This window comes from Sphingobacterium sp. 1.A.5 (genome assembly GCF_002734235.1).
Lineage (GTDB): Bacteria > Bacteroidota > Bacteroidia > Sphingobacteriales > Sphingobacteriaceae > Sphingobacterium > Sphingobacterium daejeonense.
In genome coordinates this window covers 62,438-85,350 of the sequence record NZ_PEBA01000009.1, presented here as the reverse complement: position 1 = coordinate 85,350, position 22,913 = coordinate 62,438, and the positions used below count along the sequence as shown (strand labels likewise).

Here is a 22,913-nt window from a genome sequence, read left to right as displayed (position 1 = left end):
TTTTTTTTTTGATTATTTGCCTCTATGGTTGTTTTTCCGTTCCCTTTCCCTTGCTTTGGGCCATAGACCTTCCGCCCGACGGATTTTCCGCCGGTAGCCAAATGACAGTTACTTTTCAAACAGCCTTCTATGAGCAGACCTATGGCTGCAGTGTCTTTTTCAGTTTGTAAAGTATGGGTGCCGCAAACTACAATGAGAGCGGACGCAATGCCGCAAGGGGTGTATAGCGGTCACCCATTTTATGTGTCTATCCAAGTACCGTCATTTCACTATTCCGATAACATATTTTTCCCTGGTCCTCAGCACATACGCTATCCGGTTGACCAGTTTCCTTGCGACCTTGATGATCGCCAGGTTCTTTTTCATCTTCAGGCAGGCCTCTGAAAAGCCCAGGGCCAGCACCGGGTCGTTCCGCACGGCGGTCCAGGATGCCTCGACCAGCATCCGCCGCAGCAGCTCGTGCCTGCGGAAGGTCAGCTCTCCGTCTGGGTCACGCTCACCCGAACTGTGCCTGGTCGGCACGATGCCGATAAAGCTGGCCAGGTGGTCGCTGTTGGCGAACCGCCGGATGTCCTCCAGCTCCACCAGCAGGCTCATGGCCGTCACCGGACCGATGCCCGGGACAGAGCGCAGCAGCGCGTAGTCCACGGCATGCACCTGCTGGGCCATCATGCTCCTGAGTTCCCGGTTCAGCTCCAGCAGGAATCCCCTGTGGTACTCCACTTTCTGGACCAGCAGCTCCAGCGTCCGCCTGCCAAATTCGCCCTTGATGTGGACATCCTCCTTCAGCCACACCATGAACCGCCTGGACCAGTGCGTCCCGTTGTGCAGGAAGGCCTCGGGGTAGCTGATGCCATTGGTGTACAGGAATGACTTCAGCCGGTTCTTCATCCTGCCGATCTCCCTCACCGTGGAATGGCGCAGCCGCACTAGGGACCTGGCGTCCTCATAATCGGTAGAAGGGACGTATAGTAGGAGGCTCCGGGATAATGTTTCCAAAGATGGTCCACCAGGACCTCAACCTTGGATTCCTGATGGATGCACTTAAGGAAAAGGTCCTTGCTGTAGATCGCAACGTTCCAGCTCTTTAGATGGACATCTATTCCGATATAGATCGGTTGTCCAGCAAAATTTAAATCCGTATTTTGTCGTAGCATAAGATTAGGATTTATGTTGTTATTTTGGTTATATAAAAATATAAACAAATAATCTTATGCTATCTCTTTGTAGTAGCACGTCCTAAATACAAACATAAGGCCTACAGGGTTGGTAGACGTCGTATTTCCATTTCTATAATAGTTACACCTCTCTGGGGTTTTATGGTGTAGAATTTTGCTTTCAATAATAGCTACCACCCCTGAAGTTGTATAATGTGTAATATTGTTAAAAACAAAAAGGGCCAACGGCCCTCTCTAAACTTTACCAAAAGTCTATTGTCTTATGTCTTATGTCTAATGTCTACTCTACATCCCCACCGACTTCAAACCCAATCCTGCCCTTTCATCCAAACCAAACATCAAGTTCATGTTTTGAACTGCCTGCCCCGAAGCCCCTTTCAACAAATTATCCGTTGCATTTAGAATCAACAATTTATTACCGTGCTTTTCTAGGTGCATAATGCTTTTATTTGTATTCACTACTTGCTTCAAATCAATATTAGCTCTTGAAACATGAGTGAAAGGATGTGCTGAATAATAAGATTCATACAGCTCATAAGCTTGTTCTTCAGTCAGGTCAGTATCCACATATATAGCAGAAAAAATACCTCTCGCGAAATCCCCTCTTTGAGGAATAAAATTAATACGTTCCGCAGCCCTTTCGATCAACGAACCATCCCCCGATGGTAGAAACCCATCTTGCAATTGATTCAATGATTCAGAGATCTCTTGGAGGTGTTGGTGGTCAAAAGATTTATAGGCTGACAAGTTATTATTACGCCATGAAAAATGCGTGGTGGCACTTGGCCTTTGACCTGCTCCTGTAGAACCTGTCGTAGCATTCACATGAATCTGATCAGGCAACAAACCTTTACTTGCTAATGGCAATAAAGCCAATTGGATATTCGTAGCAAAACAGCCAGGATTCGCAATGTATTGTGCAGTTTTAATAGCTTCCTTATTCAATTCAGGAAGACCATAGATAAAATTCTTGCCTTGATAGGAAACGTTTGACTTCAACCTGTAATCCTGTGAAAGATCAATAATCTTAACCGAAGGATCAATCGAATTCGCATCTAAAAACTTGCGCGCATCCCCATGACCAACACATAAAAATAGAACATCGATATCCGAATGAAAGTCCGAAGAAAAAGTTAAATCGGTATCACCAAATAAATCATTGTGAACATCAGAAAGCTTATTACCAGCATTAGAAGCACTATTAGCGAAAATTATATCTACATTAGGATGATAGATTAATACTCTTAATAATTCTCCACCAGTATAACCTGCAGATCCAACAATTCCAACTTTAATTTTTTCCATTGTATTTATTTGATAGAATATAACAAAAAACCAAGGTACCTAGCATGGCTACCTTGGTTTGCAAAAAGAACATTTTTATATATAAAAAGACAATTAGTCTTTCTTATTTACTTTATGCCAGATAATAGTTTGGTTACCGAAGATTTTCGAGAAACCTTTTACATCATCACCAGTATAGCCTTTATTCATCTCACCGTAGCTGCCGAATTTATTAGACATCAAATCATGATCTGACTCAACACCTATAATCACAAAACGGTGTGGATGTAATTCAACGATTACACGACCAGTCACAGTCTCTTGAGAGCTCTGTAAAAAAGCCTCCATATCTCGCATTACAGGATCGTGCATCTGACCTTCGTGCATATAGTTTCCGTAGAATGCAGATAACTGGTCCTTCCACGATAATTGCCACTTGGTCAAGGTATGTTTTTCCAACGTGTGGTGTGCTTTGATCAAAATTATTGGACCAGCAGCCTCAAAACCAACACGACCTTTGATACCAATAATAGTATCTCCTACGTGAATATCGCGGCCAATTCCATAAGGTTGTGCAATAGCTTGTAACTCCTGAATAACCTTGACAGGACCGATTTTTTCACCATTCAGTGCAACAGGTTGTCCCTTTTCAAAATCAATGGTAAAAGTTTGAGGTTCCGTCGAAGTCAATGGTGTAGGCCATGCAGACTCTGGTAAGTATTGGTTCGAAGTCAATGTTTCAGCTCCCCCTACAGAAGTACCCCAAAGACCTTTATTGATCGAGTATTTAGCCTTTTCTGCAGAATACTCAACACCATGTTTATTCAAATATTCAATCTCATCCTCACGTGACAATTGTAAGTCACGAATTGGAGTAATGATCTCAACGCCTGGAATCAACGTTTGGAAAATCATGTCAAAACGGACTTGATCATTTCCAGCACCTGTTGAACCATGTGCTACACATTCAGCACCGATCTTCTTAGCATAGTTTGCAATGGCAGTAGCCTGTGAAACACGCTCCGCTGAAACTGACAAAGGATAGGTAGCATTCTTTAACACATTACCAAAAATTAAATACTTAATAGTATCTTGGTAATAATCTTCAGTTTCATCAATAGTGGTATGCGACTTAACACCTAATTCATAGGCTCTTTTTTCAATATTCTTTAATTCTTCATCAGAAAATCCACCAGTATTCACAATTACTGAGTGAACCTCTAATCCTAAGTCACGAGATAGATAAATACAACAAAATGAAGTATCTAATCCACCACTAAATGCTAAAACTACTTTTTTCATTTTATAACGATTAATATGCTTATGATAACAAAAATAACAATTTAAAAACCTTTTACAGGTCTTGCGCCAACCGGAATGACCGCAGCAACAAATTTTTTAGTCGATTTCCAAAGCTTAGCTTCTATCCTCTTTAATAAAGATTGCTTCTTTGAAATCCGATCCAAACGCTCTTTAGCCTCCGCTTTGCGTAGGATTTTCTCCTTCAACTCTCTCTCCTTTTCTACAGGATCCCAAAGCATCGCTGTACACATACAGTTCTTGCGATCCTTGGACATCAAAATATCGTAATTAACACAGGATTGGCAACCCTTCCAAAACTCCTCATCTTGCGTCAATTCAGAATAAGTGACAGGCTCATATCCTAAGTCAGAATTGATCTTCATAACAGCTAATCCTGTTGTCAATCCAAAAATTTTCGAATTCGGATATTTCTCCCTAGACAGTTCAAAAACTCTTTTCTTGATCGCCTTCGCCAAACCAACTTTCCGGAATACAGGATTTACAATAAGACCCGAATTCGCAACATAGTCTCCGTGACTCCACGTTTCAATATAACAGAAACCAGCCCAGGTACCATCCTTATGCAAAGCAATAACAGCCTTGCCCTCTTCCATCTTACGGGCTACATATTCAGGCTTCCTACGCGCAATACCAGTTCCTCGAGCCTTAGCAGACTCAAACATTTCATTACAGATTTCCTCAGCATATACAATATGATTTGCCGTTGCAGGAATAATTAAAAAATCTGAAAGTGTCATTTAATAATGTCGACCTAAAAAATAAAATACAAAAGTATTTGAACTATCTAATCTAATTTGAATATCACTCATCGAGCTTGATGAACAACAAAATGGGAAGTTTGCCTGCCTCAGAATCAAGCTCGAGGCAGAATAGGTCGTCGGAATCGAAGAATAGGACAATTGAAAGTACGTAAAGAACAATAAATCTCACGACCAAGCTTTTTATTTGCTTGAGTCAAAGAATTCATATATAACTTGTTACAATACATTTTCTTATGTCCCGTTAAACTTAATGATCAGACTGCGCAAAAGTAAACAATTATTTTTTTCTTTTATGCAATATCAAAGTAGTTTTTTTATTTAAAAAATAAATTGCCCCTACCTTCTTTGAAAACCTTTCAATCAGACTTTCCAATTATTGAAACGTTTAAAATCATTCATTGTTTTGTAAGTTTTTTATTCTAACAACCATACCTAATCACATTTATTAAATAAATCCTTAGTTTTGCACCAAATAATAAAATCATGGTAGGTCCTAGTGTCTTTTTTTACGCAATATTCGTCATCCCATATATCCTCTTTATGTACTGGTTAGTGAAACAAGACAAAAAGAAATATATGTGGGGAGTAATTGTCGTAACGGTAGTTGCCATATTTGGCCTTGTGGTTTCTCAACGTGCTAGTAAAATCGCAATGGAAAACTACAAACAACATCAAATTGATGCTCGTGAAATCGAAGCAGAAAACAAAGCTGATAGCTTAAAACAGAATTAAATAAAATCTTCAGCATAATAAGAAATGGGGGCCGTTCAATTATTTCGAACTGCCCCCATTTATTTTTTATAAAAAATTACAAAGTAATCTTTACCTAAACTATTTCGTTATTCCTTCCAGTTTAAATAAAAACGCATAGCTTAAAGCAACATCCTTTAAATAATCAAACCTTCCAGATGCACCGCCATGACCATACTCCATATCTGTTTTCAATAAAATCACATTACTTCCTTTCTTCGTAGCCCGCAACTTTGCAACCCATTTCGCAGGCTCAAAATATTGAACTTGACTGTCGTGAAGACCCGTGGTTACCAATAAATTCGGATATTCCTTAGCCTCAATGTTTTCATAGGGAGAATATGACTTCATATAATCATAGGCCTCCTTATTATTAGGATTGCCCCATTCATCATATTCGTTTGTCGTCAATGGAATAGATTCATCCAACATCGTATTCACAACATCCACAAATGGAACTTGCGCAATTACACCGTTCCAAATTTCTGGAGCCATGTTGATTACGGCACCCATCAATAAGCCTCCCGCACTGCCTCCTTGAGCATATAAATGCTCTTTGGATGTAAATTTCTGGTCAATCAAGAATTTACCACAATCTATAAAATCAGTAAAGGTATTTTTCTTCTTCATCATCTTCCCATCTTCATACCATTGCCTACCCATTTCCTCTCCACCTCTGATATGCGCAAGAGCATAAATAAAACCTCGGTCCAATAGGGAAAGTCGGGTAGAACTGAAACTTGGATTCATCGAATTACCATAAGACCCATAAGCATATAATAATAATGGCGCACTACCATCTTTCTTAGTGCCTTTTTTATAAACTATAGAAATTGGAACTTCAACGCCGTCTCCTACTTTCGCCATCACTCGTTCAGTAACATAATTCTTTTGGTCATATCCTCCCAAAACCTCCTGCTGCTTCATCAAGGTCTTATCCTTGGTCTTCATATTATAATCATAAGTAGAAGAAGGTGTAACCATGGAAGTATATCCATACCTTAATATATCCGTATGATACTCTGCATTGGTACTAGGATAAACCGTGTATGCAGCTTCACCAAAGTCTAAATAATGTTGACTATTATCCTTAAGATCACGAATTGCTAATTGAGTCAAACCATTCTTCCGTTCCGATATTGCCAAGTAATTCGCAAATTCGTCAATCCCTTCTACCAAAACATCTGCACGGTGGGGAATAAACTCTTTCCAATTTTCCTTACCCGTGTTTTCCAATGAAGTCTCCATAACTTTGAAGTTCTTTGCATTATCGTTCGTTACGATCAAGAATTTATCCTCCAAAGGTGTGACATCATACAGAACATCTTTCATCCTCGGCTGAAAAACCTTGAATTCAGCATTCGGATCATCAGATTTGATATATCGGGTCTCCGAACTCAAGGTACCGCCTGAATAAATAAAAATGTATTTATCATTCTTTGATTTAGACACACCAATATAATTGGTATTGTCTTTTTCATCATAAACAACTACATCAGAATCAGAACTTGTTCCTAAGGTATGGCGTTTAATCTTTTCACTTAAAAGGGTTACTGGATTTTTAGCAGTATAGAAAATAGTCTGATTGTCCGCAGCCCAAACCGCAGATCCTGAAGTCCGAATAATACGGTCAGGTAACAATTCGCCTGTCTCCAGATTCTTTATTTGAATAACATATTCTCTCCTGGAAACGGTATCCACAGCATAGGCCAACAATTTGTTGTCCGGACTAACAGATGCGCCTCCTAAAGCAAAATATGCAAACCCTTCAGCCATCTTGTCTACATCCAACAAAACTTCCTCAGCAGCCTCCAAACTGCCCTTCTTTCTGCACAACTTGTAATATTGCTTGCCTTCTTCCGTCCGTTGATAATAATAATACCCATTTTTAAGATAAGGAACGCTCTCATCAGTTTCTTTGATCCTCCCTTTCATCTCCTTAAAAAGTATATCCTGAAAACCCTCCGTATCTTTCATCATCTCCTCCGTATACTTGTTTTCAGCAGTCAAATAATTTACAACCTTTGAAGAGTCAGGACCTTTTTTGAAATAGTCAATCATCCAATAATAGGGATCCGAAACTGTATCTCCGTGGATTATTCGATTATGTGGTATTTTTTCTGCTACGGGTGCCGTAGCATTTGGCCAACTCAAAGGCTCTTTCTTTGTACTACTCTCTGGGGAACAAGATGAAATCATTATAGATAATATTAAACCAATTACATATTTATCTTTCATACATTTAAATTAATTTGGTTATTGAAAGTTTAAAATTAAGACAATTTTTTAACGATTTTTAGATTAATTAACAAAAGCATCTTGTTGAAAATCTTAAATTTGTCGAATTATAATCTATAAAAATATGATAGGAACAAATAAATTTCTGTGCTACTTAGCTTTAGGAATTCTTCCAACACTTGGCTTTAGCCAAGATAAAACATCTAAAACCCCAGAAAACTGGTATAATCTGGATTTCCAAAAAGACGGGTACATGGGTATAAGTACCGAAAAAGCTCAAGAATTATTGAAAGGCAAAAAAGCAAACCCAGTAATTGTGGCTGTACTAGATGGTGGTGTCGACATCCAACATGAAGACCTCAAAGATGTATTGTGGACAAACCCTAAAGAAATTCCAGGAAATGGAAAGGATGATGATGGCAATGGATATATCGACGATGTACATGGATGGAACTTCATAGGTGGAAAAGATGGTAAAAATGTAGACCAAGACAATCTAGAAGTTACTCGATTGATTAGAATCTACGAACCAAAATATATTTCTGTCCTACCTTCAACTCCGCTATCCGAAAAAGAAAGAAGAGAGTTCGTGGCTTACCAAAAAATGATCACCGATTATACAACCAAAATGGAAGAAGCTTCTTTTGGTAAAGTGAATTACGGTGGACTGAAAACTGAATTGGATGGAATCGTAAAAACAATTGGTAAGGATGTAAAAGATATTACCAAAGCTGACTTAGATGCTTATCAAACAACTTCTGACCGCCAAAAAATGGTCATCAGAGTAGCTAAGAAAGAATTGGATAATGGCTCTTTCGAGAAATTCTATAACGATGTATCTGACGGTGTTAAATATTTCACTGATCAAGCGGATTTTCACTTAAACAAAGAATTCGACCCTAGAGGTATCGTAGGAGATAATTATGAAGACGCATCTGAACGTATCTATGGAAATAATGACGTAAAAGGTCCAGATGCTGAACACGGAACGCACGTAGCAGGTATCATTGGTGCAAAACGTAATAATAACAAAGGAGTGAACGGTGTTGCAGACAATGTTCAGATTATGGCAGTGCGTTTAGTCCCTAATGGTGATGAACGCGACAAAGACGTAGCGAATGGAATTCGTTATGCCGTAGATAACGGAGCTAAAGTAATCAACATGAGCTTTGGTAAAGGATATGTGTATAACAAAAAAACAGTAGACGATGCAGTGAAATATGCAGAATCTAAAGACGTATTGTTAGTACATGCTGCTGGTAATGACGCCCAAGACAATGATAAAGAGAAAAATTACCCTACTAAATATTTTACTGACAGCCTAGATGCTGTAGTGGGTGAAGCCAAAAATTGGATTACGGTCGGAGCAACGGGCCTAAAACAAGATTCTGATCTTTTAGCTGAATTCTCAAACTATGGATATCGCAGTGTAGATGTATTTGCTCCAGGTGTCAAAATTAACTCCACAATTCCGGAATCTAAATACAAAGAAAACCAAGGAACAAGTATGGCAGCCCCAGTCGTAGCTGGGTTAGCAGCAATGATCAGAGCGTATTACCCAACATTAACTGCAGAACAGGTAAAAGAAGTAATTATGAAATCTGTAACAAAGGTAGACCAAAAAGTAAAAGTGAAGTCTGAAGGTGGCTCTAAAAGAGTTTATCTTGATGAAATAAGTGTAAGCGGAGGAATTGTCAATGCTTACAAAGCAATTGAAGAGGCTAATAAATTAGTTTCGAAAAAAAAGTAAAAAAATGTTAAATTTTTCACAATATTGCTTAGTATCTTGCGTTTAGAAAGAAAAACAAGATGCTTATGGTCGAAAACTCTACTAACATTAAAGAAGTAAATTACGAAGGTCAACTTTCAGGTATAATTCAAGAAAACAATCTTGAATTATCATTCGAGGAAAAAATCAAAAGTTGCATACAACAATTGTCTAAAGATCCAGAAGACAGAACAATTGAAAATATCCTCAACTACTCTAAGACCTTCAGTAACTTATAATAACGAAGCCATTCTAAGAAGAATGGCTTCGTCGCTTTTACCTATTCAAACTTCTCACTTATTTCTCCCTGTAATTATTATTATCTTTGTCTATGCTGATAAAAGAACGTTATAAGGCTTTTGTTGAGTATTTCTCTACCCACAACCCTGAAGCTCAGACTGAATTAAACTATAGTAATCCCTTCGAATTGCTAATCGCTGTAATTCTCTCTGCTCAATGCACTGATAAAAGAATAAATCAAATTACACCAGCACTCTTTGAAAGATATCCAGATCCTGAATCACTAGCAAACAGCTCCGTGGAGGAAGTATTCAGTTATATACGTTCAGTCAGCTATCCAAACAATAAGGCTAAGCATCTTGTTGGAATGGCACAAAAATTATTGAGCGAATTCAATGGAGAAATCCCAGAAAAAGTAGAAGACCTGGTTAAACTGCCAGGGGTGGGTAGAAAAACTGCAAATGTAATATCATCAGTCGTTTATCATAAGCCGGCAATGGCAGTCGATACGCATGTGTTTCGGGTAGCAGCGAGAATAGGGCTTACCAATAGAGCAACCACACCCCTAGCAGCTGAAAAACAATTGGTAAAACATCTACCTAAAGACACAATAGCAATAGCACATCATTGGTTAATATTACATGGCAGATATATATGCCTGGCAAGAACCCCAAAATGTGAGATATGCCCAATAACATACTTCTGTAAATACTTCGAAAAAAACTACAAAGCAAAGGTGGTAGCAAAAGATTAACGATTCTATAGCATCTTATTCATTTATTATTCCCAGAAATCAAGTATTTTTAAAAAGAAAAATTAATTAACTAATTTTTTTAGCATTTTATTTGTAGATATCAATATTATAATTTATTTTTGACAACATTATACTAAAAATATGAGCAACTCAGACAAATTAAAAGCATTACAGCTTACTTTAGATAAACTTGAAAAGAGTTACGGTAAAGGTACGATCATGAAACTTGGGGATTCAGCTGTTGAACCAATTGAATCGATCTCTACAGGTTCATTAGGGTTGGATATCGCATTAGGCATTGGTGGTGTTCCAAAAGGAAGAATCATCGAAATCTATGGACCAGAATCTTCTGGTAAAACAACCCTGGCAACTCATATTGTAGCTGAAGCTCAGAAAAAAGGTGGTATAGCAGCAATCATTGATGCTGAACACGCATTTGATAAATATTATGCTCAAAAATTAGGCGTAGATATCGAAAACCTTTTGATATCCCAACCAGACAATGGTGAACAAGCCCTTGAAATCGCTGACAATTTAATCCGTTCAGGAGCAATCGACGTAATCGTAATTGACTCAGTAGCGGCATTGGTACCTAAAGGTGAAATCGAAGGTGAAATGGGTGAGTCTAAAATGGGACTCCAAGCTCGCTTAATGTCTCAAGCATTACGTAAGTTAACCGGTACAATCGCAAAAACGAACTGTTGCTGTATATTCATCAACCAATTGCGTGAAAAAATTGGCGTGATGTTCGGTAACCCTGAAACTACAACCGGTGGTAATGCGCTGAAGTTCTACGCTTCTGTAAGATTGGATATCCGCCGTACTTCACAAATCAAAGATTCTGATGAAGTATCAGGTAATCGTGTAAAAGTTAAAATCGTGAAAAACAAAGTCGCTCCTCCTTTCAGAATTGCTGAATTCGACATCATGTTCGGTGAAGGTATTTCTAAAGTAGGTGAAATTATAGATCTAGGTGTAGAGTACGGAATCGTGAAAAAATCAGGATCATGGTTCAGCTACGGGGATACTAAATTAGGTCAAGGACGTGATGCTGTGAAAACTCTATTGTTGGACAACCCAGATCTAATGGATGAATTGGAAACAAAAATCAGAGCAGAAGTAACCGGACAAGACTTGGACCAAGTCGCTCTTAAAGAAGAAGAATAGTTCAGATCATTTTTTACAAAAACTCCGCTAGGTTTCAAAAAAGGAGTTAATATAGAACAGCAGCTAATTTTAGTTGCTGTTTTTTTGTTAATTTTATACCGATCTAACCAAAATATCATGAGCTTTAACAGAAGAAATTTCCTAAAAGGCTTAGGCTTAATCGGCCTCGGAGCAAGTACGCCATCCTACGCCAACAAATTCGCTGAAGTAAAAATCGATGAGTTTGAATTCGCATGCCCGCCATACCTCCAAAATTTAAACGACAACACTATAACAGTTTGTTCAATTTTCAATAAACCTTGTCTCGCTTGGGTAGAAGTCCTTGATGAAAATAATCAGGTCCTCACCAAAGTTTATGAAGTGGAAGACGGAATGAGAAATGCCAATGCCGAAGTATTCAAGTTTAAAGTACCGACCAAAAATGGAAAACTAAAATATAGAGTCGCCGCTAAAGAGATAACAAAATTTGAACCCTATAAGATCGAATATGGCAAAGAAATTCAATCTGAGCCATTGGACATTACATTACCAACCTTGAAACAAGACAGCATCAACTGCTTAATTCTGAATGACATTCATGAAGATAAAGACAGCTATGCTTATCTGTATGATAAAAGTAAACTTGCAAAAAAAGACCTGGTATTTCTAAATGGTGATTTATTCCATTATGTCACCAACCGACAGGACCTCACAGATAAACTTTTAAAGCCTATAGGAGAAAAATTTGCTAGCAAGACCCCTTTCCTTATGATTAGAGGAAATCATGAAACAAGGGGCAGTTTTGCCAGGGATTATAAAAGATACTTTGACTACCCAGAAAATAAATTCTACCAAGCTTTTAGAATGGGACCTATTTATTGGATCATTTTGGATAGTGGCGAAGACAAACCAGATGACCATGAAGTATATGGAGGAACAGTCGATTATGATAACTATAGATTGGAACAAAAAGAATGGTTAGCAAAAGTATTGCAGTCTAAAGAAAGAAGAGAAGCGAAACATACCTTGGTGATTACCCATATTCCATTCCAACATTCGGACGATTGGCATGGCACAAAACACAACCACCAGTGCTTCCATGAACTCATCAACAATAATGATGTCGATGCAGTAATCTCTGGACATACACATAAGTATAGCTTCCACCCTCCCGATCAAAACCATAATTACTATGTCATCATCGGCGGCGGCCCAAAAGCCGGAAACAGAACCTATGTCGATATTTCAGCAGCAGCCAAAAACTTGCAGATATCACTCAACCTAGACGACGGCACCATCATCAACAGAATGACTAAAGGCTAAAAAAATTATACTGCTAGCGCAAGTCTTAGCGCGTCGGATTTGCGCGTCGGCCTGACTTGTGCCTTATACCATCTTCAGCAAAAGCTAGCGCAAGTCTTAACGCGACGGCCATTTCGTCGGCCTGACTTGCGTTATTCAACCGCAAAAAACGAATTCAATTCCGCCAACGTCTCCTCTGTCTTCAGCGAATCTTTAACAACAACACCCTTATTCAAGGCAATAATACGATCAGCAGTATCAACGGTATGTGATAAATCATGACTAGATATCAATAGGGTTACATCCTTCCTCTCTTTCAACCGATTGATCAGATTCTTCAGCCTAAACTGCGTACTAGGATCTAAATTTGCAAAGGGTTCATCCAATATAATTAACTCAGGATTGCCAACCAATGCCCCAATAATTCCGACCTTCTTCTGATTACCTTTGGACAAATCCCGGATGTAAACCTGTTTTCCTATGACCTCCCCATTAAAGAATTCTTCATATTCTGAAACCAAAGAATCCACATCAACCTTATTCATTCCTCGCAATTCACCCAAAAAATAAAAATACTCCTCAGGACTTAGATACCCTATCAAAAAGCTCTCATCAACAAAAGCAGTAGTAAACCTCTTCCAATCATCATGACCATGAACTTGAAGTTTGTTCAACAATACTTCCCCAGTATCTGGTTGAATTAAATCTAGGATTAAACTGAATAAGGTCGTCTTACCAGCACCATTATTTCCTACCAAACCAACACTTTCACCTTTACCAATATGTAATTGCGGAATATTCAAAACCTCCACATTTTTATAACTTTTACTTAAATTCCTTATTTCAATCATGATTCAATCAATTGATCTTTTTAATTGTTTACCTCTTTAAAACCTGCTAGCATTTTATATTTATTGTCCCTGTATTTCTTCGCAATCATCGTGATAATTTCATTCCGCAGCGCAAGACCAATTATTCCCAAAACTATCAATACAATATTTGCTGCATGTAAACCAAAGAAAGACTTGACTAAAACCCATATAATTATCGGTATCAATATCAATGGAAAACTAACCAACCATTGTGCAGCGCCAGTACCCTGATAATTGAAAAAGTTTCCATTGTCCGAATCAATCCTCTTTTTATTCATCGACCCAAAATAAAGAATCAAAGGAACATTAACCCCCATATTATAAATAGCGCACGAAATATTGATCCACAAAATGTCTAAACCAAAATATAAATAGGGCGTACTCAAAACTGCCAATATCCCTATTGAAATGTACATCAAGATAGCTTTCGATTCTAAGTATTGTTTAAGTGGCATATTCTGGGTCATCAACATCGAATAATATGCACTGTCCCAGGACGGAACAAATTGCCCAAAATTGATCACAAAAATACCCGTGATAAAAATACCCACGAATACCAACATCGAAGAATCCCTTAATTCCGGATTGGTATAAAATATCAAACCATACGCTAAAAACAATAGACACACTATAACCGTATTTCTTGCCCGTTTGGAACGCCATAACAACTTTAGATCTAACTGTAAAAATGGAGCCAAACCACCAAAACGATTTGTCCAAGCCAAATCATAAGCCTTAAACTCACTCCGCTCCACCTGCAAATAAGCATCAAGAAACATATTCCTTTGTATATCCTTGAAAAGCATAAAATAAGTCAGAAATACTAACAAAACAGGAATCAAAAACAAAACCGGATAAGTCAATACCAGCGTAAAAAACGACCCAAACAAATCAGTTATGGAGAAATAACCGAAATAGTCCAAGCAAAACAATAGCAAGGCAACTACTACAAATGGAATAACTTTCTTGAATCCGCTGCTGAAATTCTTTTGAATGTAGAGATTTAAAAAATTAATGGCATACTCAAAACCAATGACTGCAATTGCCCAAGCCAACAACTGGATATTCGAGAAATCAGTAACTCGGGAGGTAATGATCACATATGGAACGATCGTAACCAACAACAGAAAGTTACAAAACGAGTAGACCGTCTTGAATAAGGTATAATTGACTATAGTACTCCTATCAATATTTTGAATCAACAATGGTTTGATGTTCAATAATGGAAGTTTCTGAAACATAACCCGGATGAAAAAGCTGAAACAAAACCATATCAATAAAAATTTATTGACCATGTAGATAGGCTCATCATCTGGCTTCAATTCTTTTAATAGAAAATGCAAGGATATGCCCAGGGTTAAAAAAGAAACAAGAAAATATAACCCCAAAAAGCCCAACAACAACTTTACCGCAATACCTTTTCCCAGATCTGCAGACCGAAAAAATGAACGCCATTCCAATAAAAACAATCTCTTGAACATATATTATTTAAGCTTTATCTGGTTAAATGCCATCGGTAGCATACAAAATGGCCAACGAAAATCGAAGAGAACTTTCCCCAATCTTCTGGCATCAATTTAATAAAAAATACCAAGCATTTAAAGCAATATTAAGCAACTACCATAATACTAATGTCTTTTGTCTTATGTCTTGTGTCTTATGTCTTGTGTCTTGTGTCTTGTGTCTTGTGTCTTGTGGCTAAAATCTCACATCCCATATCTCACATCTCATATCTCTTACATGTAACTCCTTCCACTCTCCTTCGTCTCTCGTTCGGACCTCCTTCGGACCTTGTTCGGAGCTGCTTCGGAAAATACCCGAACAAGGTCCGAACAAGGTCCGAAGGAAAGAGGACTGAGAGTGGAACGAGAGTGGAAGGAGAGTGGAACAAGAGTCAAAAAAAAACCGCCATTTCTCAATGGCGGTTCTTATCTCTAAATGTTTTGAACTGATTCTTATAATTCCTCAGCTAAGAATGGATAACGGTAATCAACATCTGGATTGAAGGTCTCCTTAATTGTTCTTGGAGAAACCCAACGCAATAAGTTGATCATTGATCCGGCCTTATCGTTTGTACCTGATCCTCTAGCTCCACCAAATGGTTGCTGGCCAACTACAGCTCCTGTACATTTATCGTTGATGTAGAAGTTACCTGCAGCATTGCGCAATTCTTGTGTCGCTTGGTTAATCGCATATCGGTCTTGAGCGATGATAGATCCTGTCAAGGCGTAGATAGAAGTCTGGTCTACAACTTTCAAAGTCTCGTTCCATTTTTTATCATCATAAACAAAGATCGTTAAAACTGGACCAAACAACTCTTCACTCATGGTCTCATAGTCAGCTTTCTTAGCAACGATAACGGTTGGGTTAATGAAATATCCTTTTGATTTATCATATTCACCACCGATCACAACCTCAGCATCTTTGGAGTTCTTAGCTCTGTCGATATATTTGGTAATCTTGTCAAATGCTTTTTCATCGATTACAGCATTGATAAAGTTGCTGAAATCTTCCGTTCCACCGATTTTGAAAGTCTTGATGTCACGCTCCATCATTTTCTTCAAATCTTTCCATAATGATTTAGGCACATATGCACGTGATGCAGCTGAACATTTTTGTCCTTGGAATTCGAATGCACCGCGAACTAAAGCCGTATTCAATACTTCTAGATCAGCAGATGGATGCGCTAAGATAAAGTCCTTACCACCGGTCTCTCCTACAATACGAGGATACGTTTTGTACAAGTGGATATTTTCACCAATAGTTTTCCAAATATCTTGGAATACACCAGTAGATCCGGTAAAGTGAATACCAGCAAAATCAGGGTGCTTGAAGATTACGTCCCCAGCATCTGGACCTGAAACATAAACCAAGTTGATAACGCCTGCAGGAACTCCCGCTTCTCTGAAAATCTCCATCAACACATTCGCAGAATAAATCTGTGTGTTCGCTGGTTTCCATACAACAACATTACCCATCATAGCAGCACTCGTAGGTAGATTTCCTGCAATCGCTGTAAAGTTGAATGGTGTTAAGGCAAATACAAATCCTTCTAAAGGACGTTGCTCTACCCTATTCCAAACGTTCTTTGGACTGATAGGAGGTTGTTGTTGATAGATCTCACTCATGTATTTCACGTTGAAACGCAAGAAATCTGCAATCTCACATGCTGAATCAATCTCTGCTTGGTATGGATTCTTTGATTGACCTAGCATAGTTGCTGCATTCAACTTATAACGGTATTTTGTAGAAATCAATTCTGCCGCTTTCAAGAAAATCGCAGCACGTTGCTCCCATGGTAAGTTTTCCCAATCAGGTTTTGCAGCTAAAGCAGCTTCGATAGCGTCCTTAACATTTGCTTTGGTTCCTTGGTTGAAGTAACCTAAAACATGCTTGTGATCGTGAGGAGGAGTAATTTTTACTTTTTTATTCGTGCGAACTTCCTCGCCGCCAATGTACATTGGAATATCAATTTCAGAGGCTCTTGCAGCCGCAATAGCTTCTTTCAACAAACTTCTTTCTTTAGTTCCTGGAGCGTATGAATATACAGGCTCATTTGTAGGAGTAGGAACGTTAAAAAATCCTTTTAACATAATAATAAATATTAATTTGATTCATAAAAAACTCAAAAACCTAAGCATAATATGCTTAAGAACAGAGAAATAACTAAATATAACAAAGAATTATACCCTTCATGCTATTCCCCTAAAATTTCATTTCGAAATTACTAATAATAGATAAGCTTGAGAAAACATATCTCAACCGATAATAAACATATTTTGTTCATATTTCGATTTTATATCACAAAGATACAAAATAAATGTTTATAAATTTTTCAATAAACTCTATAAAAACACTGATAACAGCGTAATAAACAAACTTTTAACAAAAAAGCGGACATCTTCTTCAGACATCCGCTTCGAGTGATTAATCGTTATTATAGATTAACCTTTTTTAGCTTCTTGGTAACGCTTAGCTACATCATCCCAATTGACTACATTGAAGATTTCTTCTAAGTAGGCCGGGCGCTTGTTTTGGTATTTTAAGTAATAAGCATGTTCCCAAACGTCGATTCCAAAGATTGGTGTACCTTTAACTTCAGCAACATCCATCAATGGATTGTCTTGATTTGGAGTGGAAACAACTGCTAATTTTCCATCTTCACCAACGATCAACCATGACCAACCAGATCCAAATCTTCCAGCACCTGCTTCTTGTAGTTTTTTCTTAAGGTCATCAAATGAACCAAAAGTAGCGTTAATATCTTCTGCCAATTCACCAGTAGGCTCGCCACCAGCGTTTGGACCTAAAACCTTCCAAAATAAATCATGATTCCAAACACCACCTGCATTGTTGCGAACCGCAGCTGGATATTTGCTTACATTTTTAAGAATCTCTTCCAATGAAAGATTCTCTGCATCAGTACCTGCAATAGCTTTATTCAAATTGTCAACATAAGCTTGATGGTGACGATCGTGATGAATAATCATTGTTTCTTTATCGATTGATGGTTCTAATGCGTCCGCTGGGTAAGGTAATGGTTCTAATGTAAATGCCATAACGTTTATATTTTATTTATTAATTATCAATAATACGAATATAACAATTTAGAGGCGTTTTTGTTTCGTTTACGTCCATTTTGTGGATAACTCAACGTTTATTACGGAAAAACGACATCATAAGTTCAGCACACTCTCGCTCGAGAACCCCTGATTGAACAATAGTCCTGGGATGAATGATTTTTTCCGCAATGGTAGAATAGCCTCTTTTGTCATCTCTTGCTCCATACACAATCTTGCTCACTTGTGTCCAATAGCTCGCTCCGGCACACATGACACAGGGTTCAACAGTCACATATAACGTGCAATCTTTCAAATATTTACCGCCAAGAAAATTTGCCGCAGCAGTAAATGCCTGCATCTCCGCATGGGCAGTTACATCGTTCAATCGCTCTGTCATATTGTACCCCTTACCGATAATTTTACCATTCGATACAACGATCGCACCAATTGGTATCTCATCTTCCTCAAAGGCACGCTTGGCAAGCTTTAACGCCTCCTGCATATATTGTTCATCCAAACTTGGACTTGGACGGTCTAAATCTTCTTCGAAATTATAAATCTTCATTACTTCAACTTGGATCCATTCGGAACCTGCTGTTCCACACTTGTTAACACTATTTCACCATGCTCATCCTCAAAACCTGTTACCAAACATTCCGACATAAAATTCGCAATCTGCTTTTTCGGAAAATTAACAACTGCAACTACTTGCCTGCCTACTAAAGTCTCCTTGGTATAATGATAGGTGATTTGAGCCGACGATTTTAATATTCCGATCTCTGGACCAAAATCAATATGCAATTGATAGGCGGGCCTCCTGGCTTTTGGGAAATCAGAAACCTCCAGAATAGTTCCTACACGAAGGTCTACTTGCTCAAAATCTTCCCAACTAATCAATTTATCCATGTTTTGATTATAGTCGATTCGAGTCTAATTCTACCATTTCTTTTGAAAGCGTGAAAATAACATAATCTATATTACGGTTTAATCGTTTTGCTAAACGCCTTAATAAATCATCTTCTTGCCCTTCTTGAAACTCCAAGTCGGCATCCGTAAGATGATTATATTTTCTTTGCAATTTAAGTTTGAGGATAGGCCATTCATTGGCACGAATCTTAAAATTGTACATATTGATTTACGCTAATTGAATAAAAACTTCTATTTTAGTGTTTGGAATTAGTAAATATATAAATTTTTGACATGAAAAAAATCTTACTTGGATTAGCTGCCTTATTCTTTTGCGTTCAGGCTACGCAAGCTCAATTATTACCTAGCTTCAAATTAGGTATTAAAGGCGCAGTAAACTTCTCGAGTCTAAAATCAGAAGGAAAATGGTTGAATTCAGATACTAAAGCAGGTTTCCAAGCAGGTCTATGGGGACGTGTAGGAATCGCAGGATTCCACGTGCAACCGGAACTTTATTACGCACAAAAAAACGCTGGATACGAAACCGAAGATGGTCAAAATGGCGAAGCAACTTTCAAAAGTTTAGATATGCCAATCCTTTTAGGTACTAGAATTGGTTTAGGACCTGTAGGTGTACGTATTCAAGCAGGACCAGTGTTCTCTTTCGCTCATGACGGAAAAGTATCTCAAGTGACTGACCCTGATACATACAAAAAATCATCTACTGGTATCATCGGTGGTGTCGGTGCAGATATCAGCAAATTTACAATCGATTTGAGATATGAGCATGGATTGAATAACATTAGCCAAGATGCTAACCATAAACAAAAGATCAGCATGTGGTCAATTGGATTGGGATATGCATTCTTATAATAGATAAAGAACTAAAAATTTAAGGCCTGATTTGATAAAAATCAGGCCTATTTTTTTAGTAGAAATTAGAACCATTCTAAATTAGGCCTTTTTTATATATAAATCTCATTTTTGTGTCACCAAATAGATAGATTTGCGTACTTAAATTAAATTCATAGTAATAATGAGTAAATCAAAGCCAGTATTAACATCTTCACTAGGGAAGAAACTAATCATGAGCTTGACGGGATTGTTCTTATGTACTTTCTTAATTGTTCACTTGATTGGTAACTTACAACTATTCAAAGATGATGCGGGGTATGCGTTTAACAAATACGCTTATTTCATGACCCACTTTACCCCTATTAAAGTAGTATCCTACTTACTTTATCTTTCTATCATTGTCCACGCGGTTTATGCATTGATCTTAACTACTAAGAATAAAGCAGCAAGACCTATTGGATACAACCAGTATGATGGTAAAGCAAACAGTGCATGGAACTCTCGCAACATGGGAATTTTAGGAACGATCCTATTAATTTTCATTGTTACGCATATGCAAAACTTTTGGTATCAGTACAAGTTCGGAACAACTCCATATGTAGAGTACCGTACGGAACTAGCAACTGGAAATCAAGAAGTTGTCAAATTGGACGATATCCCTTCTGATTACAATGGATATGTTGAATACCCTGAAAATGGTGTAGAAGTAATCAAATCCAAAGATTTATACAGACAGGTGGAAGAAACATTCAAAAACCCATTGTTGGTTGGTTTGTATGTTATCGGTATGGCTGCATTAGCATTCCACTTGATCCATGGTTTCCAATCAGCATTTCAAACGATTGGTTTCAACCACAGACGCTACAATGGAATTATCAGAGCTATCGGTGTATGGGTATTCGGTATCATTATCCCGATCCTTTTCGCTGCAATGCCATTGTATTTTTATTTTGTTAAATAGGTTATTTACAGATTAAGCTCACGCAAGATCTTATAAATAAATAAAGGATATGTTAGATTCAAAAGTACCTTCAGGCCCATTGGCCGAAAAATGGTCCAAACATAAATTTGAAATGAAGCTGGTAAACCCAGCCAACAAACGTAAGTTTACCATTCTCGTTGTTGGTACAGGTTTGGCAGGAGCATCTGCTGCTGCTGCTTTAGCTGAACTAGGCTACAACGTTAAAACTTTCTGTTACCAAGATTCACCTAGACGCGCGCACTCTATCGCAGCGCAAGGTGGTATCAACGCTTCTAAAAACTACCAAAACGACGGTGACTCTGTTTTCCGTTTGTTCTACGATACAATCAAAGGTGGTGACTACCGTGCGCGTGAAGCAAACGTCTACCGTCTGGCTGAAGTATCTGGTAATATCATCGACCAATGTGTCGCTCAGGGTGTACCTTTTGCTCGTGAATACGGTGGTTTATTAGATAACCGCTCTTTCGGGGGTGCTCAGGTATCGCGTACTTTCTATGCACGTGGTCAAACTGGACAACAATTATTGTTAGGCGCTTATTCTGCTCTTAACCGTCAAATAGAAAAAGGAAAAGTAAAATCTTATACTCGCCACGAAATGCTTGATTTAGTGAAAATCGATGGCGAAGCGAAAGGAATTATAACTCGTGACTTGGTGACTGGTGAAATCGAAGCACACGAAGGACATGCCGTATTGCTTTGTACTGGTGGATATGGAAACGTATTCTTCTTGTCAACAAATGCAATGGGATGTAACGTAACGGCTGCTTGGAGAGCACACAAACGTGGTGCTTACTTCGCAAACCCTTGCTATACTCAAATTCACCCTACTTGTATCCCAGTAACTGGTGACCACCAATCTAAATTAACCTTGATGTCCGAATCATTACGTAATGATGGACGTGTATGGGTTCCTAAAAAGGTAGAATTAGCTGAAAAACTTCGTAAAGGAGAAATCAAGCCTAAAGATATTAAAGAGGATGACCGTGATTACTTCTTGGAAAGAAAATACCCTTCATTCGGTAACCTAGTACCTCGTGACGTTGCTTCTCGTAACGCGAAGGAAATGGTAGACGATGGACGTGGTGTTGGTAAAACTGGAGTAGCGGTATTCTTGGACTTTGCTGAAGCAATCCAACGCTTAGGAAGAGATGTAGTTGAAGCTAAATATGGTAACTTATTCGACATGTACTATCAAATTACTGACGAAAACCCATATGAGCAACCAATGCGTATCTACCCGGCTGTTCACTATACTATGGGCGGTGTATGGGTTGATTACAACTTGATGACTACCGTACCTGGACTTTATTGTTTGGGTGAAGCAAACTTCTCAGACCACGGTGCTAACCGCTTAGGTGCTTCTGCATTGATGCAAGGTCTTTCAGATGGTTACTTTGTTATTCCTTACACTGTAGGTGATTACTTAGCAAAAATCGGAAACTTCAAACCAGTAGACAAAAATAATCCAGCATTCGAACAAACTCGTAAAGATGTTGAGGATAGAATCAACAAATTATTGGCACTTAATGGTTCTAAAACAGTAGATGATATCCATAAAAAACTAGGCCATATCATGTGGGAATACTGTGGAATGGCTCGTACTGCTGAAGGATTACAAAAAGCTAAAGGATTGATCCAAGAATTGCGCAAAGAATTCTGGACTGATGCTCGCGTATTAGGTGCTAACGAAGAATTGAACATGTCGTTGGAAAAAGCTGGACGCGTTGCAGACTTTTTGGAATTAGGAGAATTAATGGTTGACGATGCTTTGAACAGAAATGAGTCTTGTGGTGGTCACTTCAGACTAGAATCACAAACTGAAGAAGGAGAAGCAAAACGTAATGATGATGAATATGCATATGTTGCAGCTTGGCAATACAACGGTGATAACCAACCGGAAATATTGCACAAAGAACCATTGATATTCGAAAACGTTAAGTTAACACAAAGAAGTTATAAATAAGCTCAATGGCTTCTAACGAAGCCATTGCA

Annotated in this window: 22 protein-coding genes; 9 read left to right on the top strand and 13 right to left on the bottom strand. The window is 38.2% G+C overall.

Features of this window, described 5'->3' with window-relative positions:
- Positions 1-261: 261 nt before the first annotated feature.
- The 5 genes from CRT24_RS06295 to CRT24_RS06275 all read right to left on the bottom strand — a co-directional run bounded on the left by CRT24_RS06295 (position 262) and on the right by CRT24_RS06275 (position 4,522).
- On the bottom strand, positions 262-891 hold the full coding sequence (locus CRT24_RS06295; protein ID WP_099370388.1) for a transposase: 630 nt from the start codon (positions 889-891) through the stop codon (positions 262-264).
- Positions 892-929: 38 nt separating this feature from the next.
- Positions 930-1,157: a hypothetical protein gene (locus CRT24_RS06290; RefSeq protein ID WP_099370387.1), complete on the bottom strand. Its 228-nt coding sequence runs from the start codon at positions 1,155-1,157 to the stop codon at positions 930-932.
- Between the two features lie 306 nt (positions 1,158-1,463).
- Positions 1,464-2,483, bottom strand: coding sequence for an N-acetyl-gamma-glutamyl-phosphate reductase (gene argC, locus CRT24_RS06285; RefSeq protein ID WP_099370386.1), 1,020 nt, complete (start codon positions 2,481-2,483; stop codon positions 1,464-1,466).
- 93 nt (positions 2,484-2,576) lie between these two features.
- The gene (gene argG, locus CRT24_RS06280; RefSeq protein ID WP_099370385.1) at positions 2,577-3,764 is read right to left on the bottom strand and encodes an argininosuccinate synthase; all 1,188 of its coding nucleotides are present in this window, start codon (positions 3,762-3,764) and stop codon (positions 2,577-2,579) included.
- 41 nt (positions 3,765-3,805) lie between these two features.
- Positions 3,806-4,522: an N-acetyltransferase gene (locus tag CRT24_RS06275; RefSeq protein ID WP_099370384.1), complete on the bottom strand. Its 717-nt coding sequence runs from the start codon at positions 4,520-4,522 to the stop codon at positions 3,806-3,808.
- A gap of 564 nt (positions 4,523-5,086) precedes the next feature.
- Here CRT24_RS06275 and CRT24_RS06270 point away from each other — a divergent pair.
- Positions 5,087-5,278 (top strand): hypothetical protein, encoded by a 192-nt coding sequence (locus CRT24_RS06270; protein ID WP_257213979.1) that lies wholly within the window; start codon positions 5,087-5,089, stop codon positions 5,276-5,278.
- A 99-nt stretch (positions 5,279-5,377) separates the two neighbouring features.
- Here CRT24_RS06270 and CRT24_RS06265 read toward each other — a convergent pair whose 3' ends face one another.
- Positions 5,378-7,534, bottom strand: coding sequence for a S9 family peptidase (locus tag CRT24_RS06265; protein WP_099370382.1), 2,157 nt, complete (start codon positions 7,532-7,534; stop codon positions 5,378-5,380).
- A gap of 124 nt (positions 7,535-7,658) precedes the next feature.
- On the opposite strand from CRT24_RS06265, the gene CRT24_RS06260 reads away from it, so the two are divergent.
- The 5 genes from CRT24_RS06260 to CRT24_RS06240 all read left to right on the top strand — a co-directional run bounded on the left by CRT24_RS06260 (position 7,659) and on the right by CRT24_RS06240 (position 12,765).
- Positions 7,659-9,284 (top strand): S8 family peptidase, encoded by a 1,626-nt coding sequence (locus CRT24_RS06260; protein ID WP_099370381.1) that lies wholly within the window; start codon positions 7,659-7,661, stop codon positions 9,282-9,284.
- A gap of 65 nt (positions 9,285-9,349) precedes the next feature.
- Positions 9,350-9,541: a hypothetical protein gene (locus tag CRT24_RS06255; RefSeq protein WP_144034516.1), complete on the top strand. Its 192-nt coding sequence runs from the start codon at positions 9,350-9,352 to the stop codon at positions 9,539-9,541.
- A 92-nt stretch (positions 9,542-9,633) separates the two neighbouring features.
- Positions 9,634-10,296, top strand: coding sequence for an endonuclease III (nth, locus tag CRT24_RS06250; RefSeq protein ID WP_099370379.1), 663 nt, complete (start codon positions 9,634-9,636; stop codon positions 10,294-10,296).
- 141 nt (positions 10,297-10,437) lie between these two features.
- Positions 10,438-11,463 carry a recombinase RecA gene (gene recA / locus CRT24_RS06245; protein ID WP_099370378.1) on the top strand — a complete coding sequence of 342 codons (1,026 nt, stop codon included), beginning with the start codon at positions 10,438-10,440 and terminating at the stop codon, positions 11,461-11,463.
- A gap of 117 nt (positions 11,464-11,580) precedes the next feature.
- Positions 11,581-12,765, top strand: a complete 1,185-nt coding sequence (locus tag CRT24_RS06240; RefSeq protein WP_099370377.1) for a metallophosphoesterase — start codon at positions 11,581-11,583, stop codon at positions 12,763-12,765.
- Positions 12,766-12,896: 131 nt separating this feature from the next.
- On the opposite strand, the gene CRT24_RS06235 is transcribed toward CRT24_RS06240, so the two are convergent.
- The 7 genes from CRT24_RS06235 to CRT24_RS06205 form a co-directional block, all read right to left on the bottom strand.
- Positions 12,897-13,595: an ABC transporter ATP-binding protein gene (locus CRT24_RS06235; RefSeq protein WP_099370376.1), complete on the bottom strand. Its 699-nt coding sequence runs from the start codon at positions 13,593-13,595 to the stop codon at positions 12,897-12,899.
- A 20-nt stretch (positions 13,596-13,615) separates the two neighbouring features.
- The gene (locus CRT24_RS06230) at positions 13,616-15,097 is read right to left on the bottom strand and encodes a DUF5687 family protein (RefSeq protein ID WP_099370375.1); all 1,482 of its coding nucleotides are present in this window, start codon (positions 15,095-15,097) and stop codon (positions 13,616-13,618) included.
- Between the two features lie 474 nt (positions 15,098-15,571).
- Positions 15,572-17,209 (bottom strand): L-glutamate gamma-semialdehyde dehydrogenase, encoded by a 1,638-nt coding sequence (gene pruA, locus CRT24_RS06225; RefSeq protein ID WP_099370374.1) that lies wholly within the window; start codon positions 17,207-17,209, stop codon positions 15,572-15,574.
- Between the two features lie 351 nt (positions 17,210-17,560).
- On the bottom strand, positions 17,561-18,175 hold the full coding sequence (locus CRT24_RS06220) for a superoxide dismutase (RefSeq protein ID WP_099370373.1): 615 nt from the start codon (positions 18,173-18,175) through the stop codon (positions 17,561-17,563).
- 91 nt (positions 18,176-18,266) lie between these two features.
- A complete protein-coding gene (locus CRT24_RS06215) occupies positions 18,267-18,743 on the bottom strand; it encodes a nucleoside deaminase (RefSeq protein ID WP_099370372.1) in 477 nt (158 codons plus the stop codon).
- The gene (locus CRT24_RS06210; protein WP_099370371.1) at positions 18,743-19,084 is read right to left on the bottom strand and encodes a tRNA-binding protein; all 342 of its coding nucleotides are present in this window, start codon (positions 19,082-19,084) and stop codon (positions 18,743-18,745) included. Before CRT24_RS06210 ends, CRT24_RS06215 begins: the two co-directional genes overlap by 1 nt.
- Before the next feature lie 7 nt (positions 19,085-19,091).
- Positions 19,092-19,307, bottom strand: coding sequence for a hypothetical protein (locus tag CRT24_RS06205; RefSeq protein WP_099370370.1), 216 nt, complete (start codon positions 19,305-19,307; stop codon positions 19,092-19,094).
- Between the two features lie 71 nt (positions 19,308-19,378).
- Between CRT24_RS06205 and CRT24_RS06200 the strand changes: the two genes are divergently transcribed.
- The 3 genes from CRT24_RS06200 to CRT24_RS06190 all read left to right on the top strand — a co-directional run bounded on the left by CRT24_RS06200 (position 19,379) and on the right by CRT24_RS06190 (position 22,884).
- On the top strand, positions 19,379-19,957 hold the full coding sequence (locus CRT24_RS06200; protein WP_099370369.1) for a porin family protein: 579 nt from the start codon (positions 19,379-19,381) through the stop codon (positions 19,955-19,957).
- A gap of 163 nt (positions 19,958-20,120) precedes the next feature.
- Positions 20,121-20,900, top strand: a complete 780-nt coding sequence (locus CRT24_RS06195) for a succinate dehydrogenase cytochrome b subunit (RefSeq protein WP_099370368.1) — start codon at positions 20,121-20,123, stop codon at positions 20,898-20,900.
- Between the two features lie 49 nt (positions 20,901-20,949).
- Positions 20,950-22,884, top strand: coding sequence for a fumarate reductase/succinate dehydrogenase flavoprotein subunit (locus CRT24_RS06190; protein ID WP_099370367.1), 1,935 nt, complete (start codon positions 20,950-20,952; stop codon positions 22,882-22,884).
- Positions 22,885-22,913 lie beyond the last annotated feature (29 nt).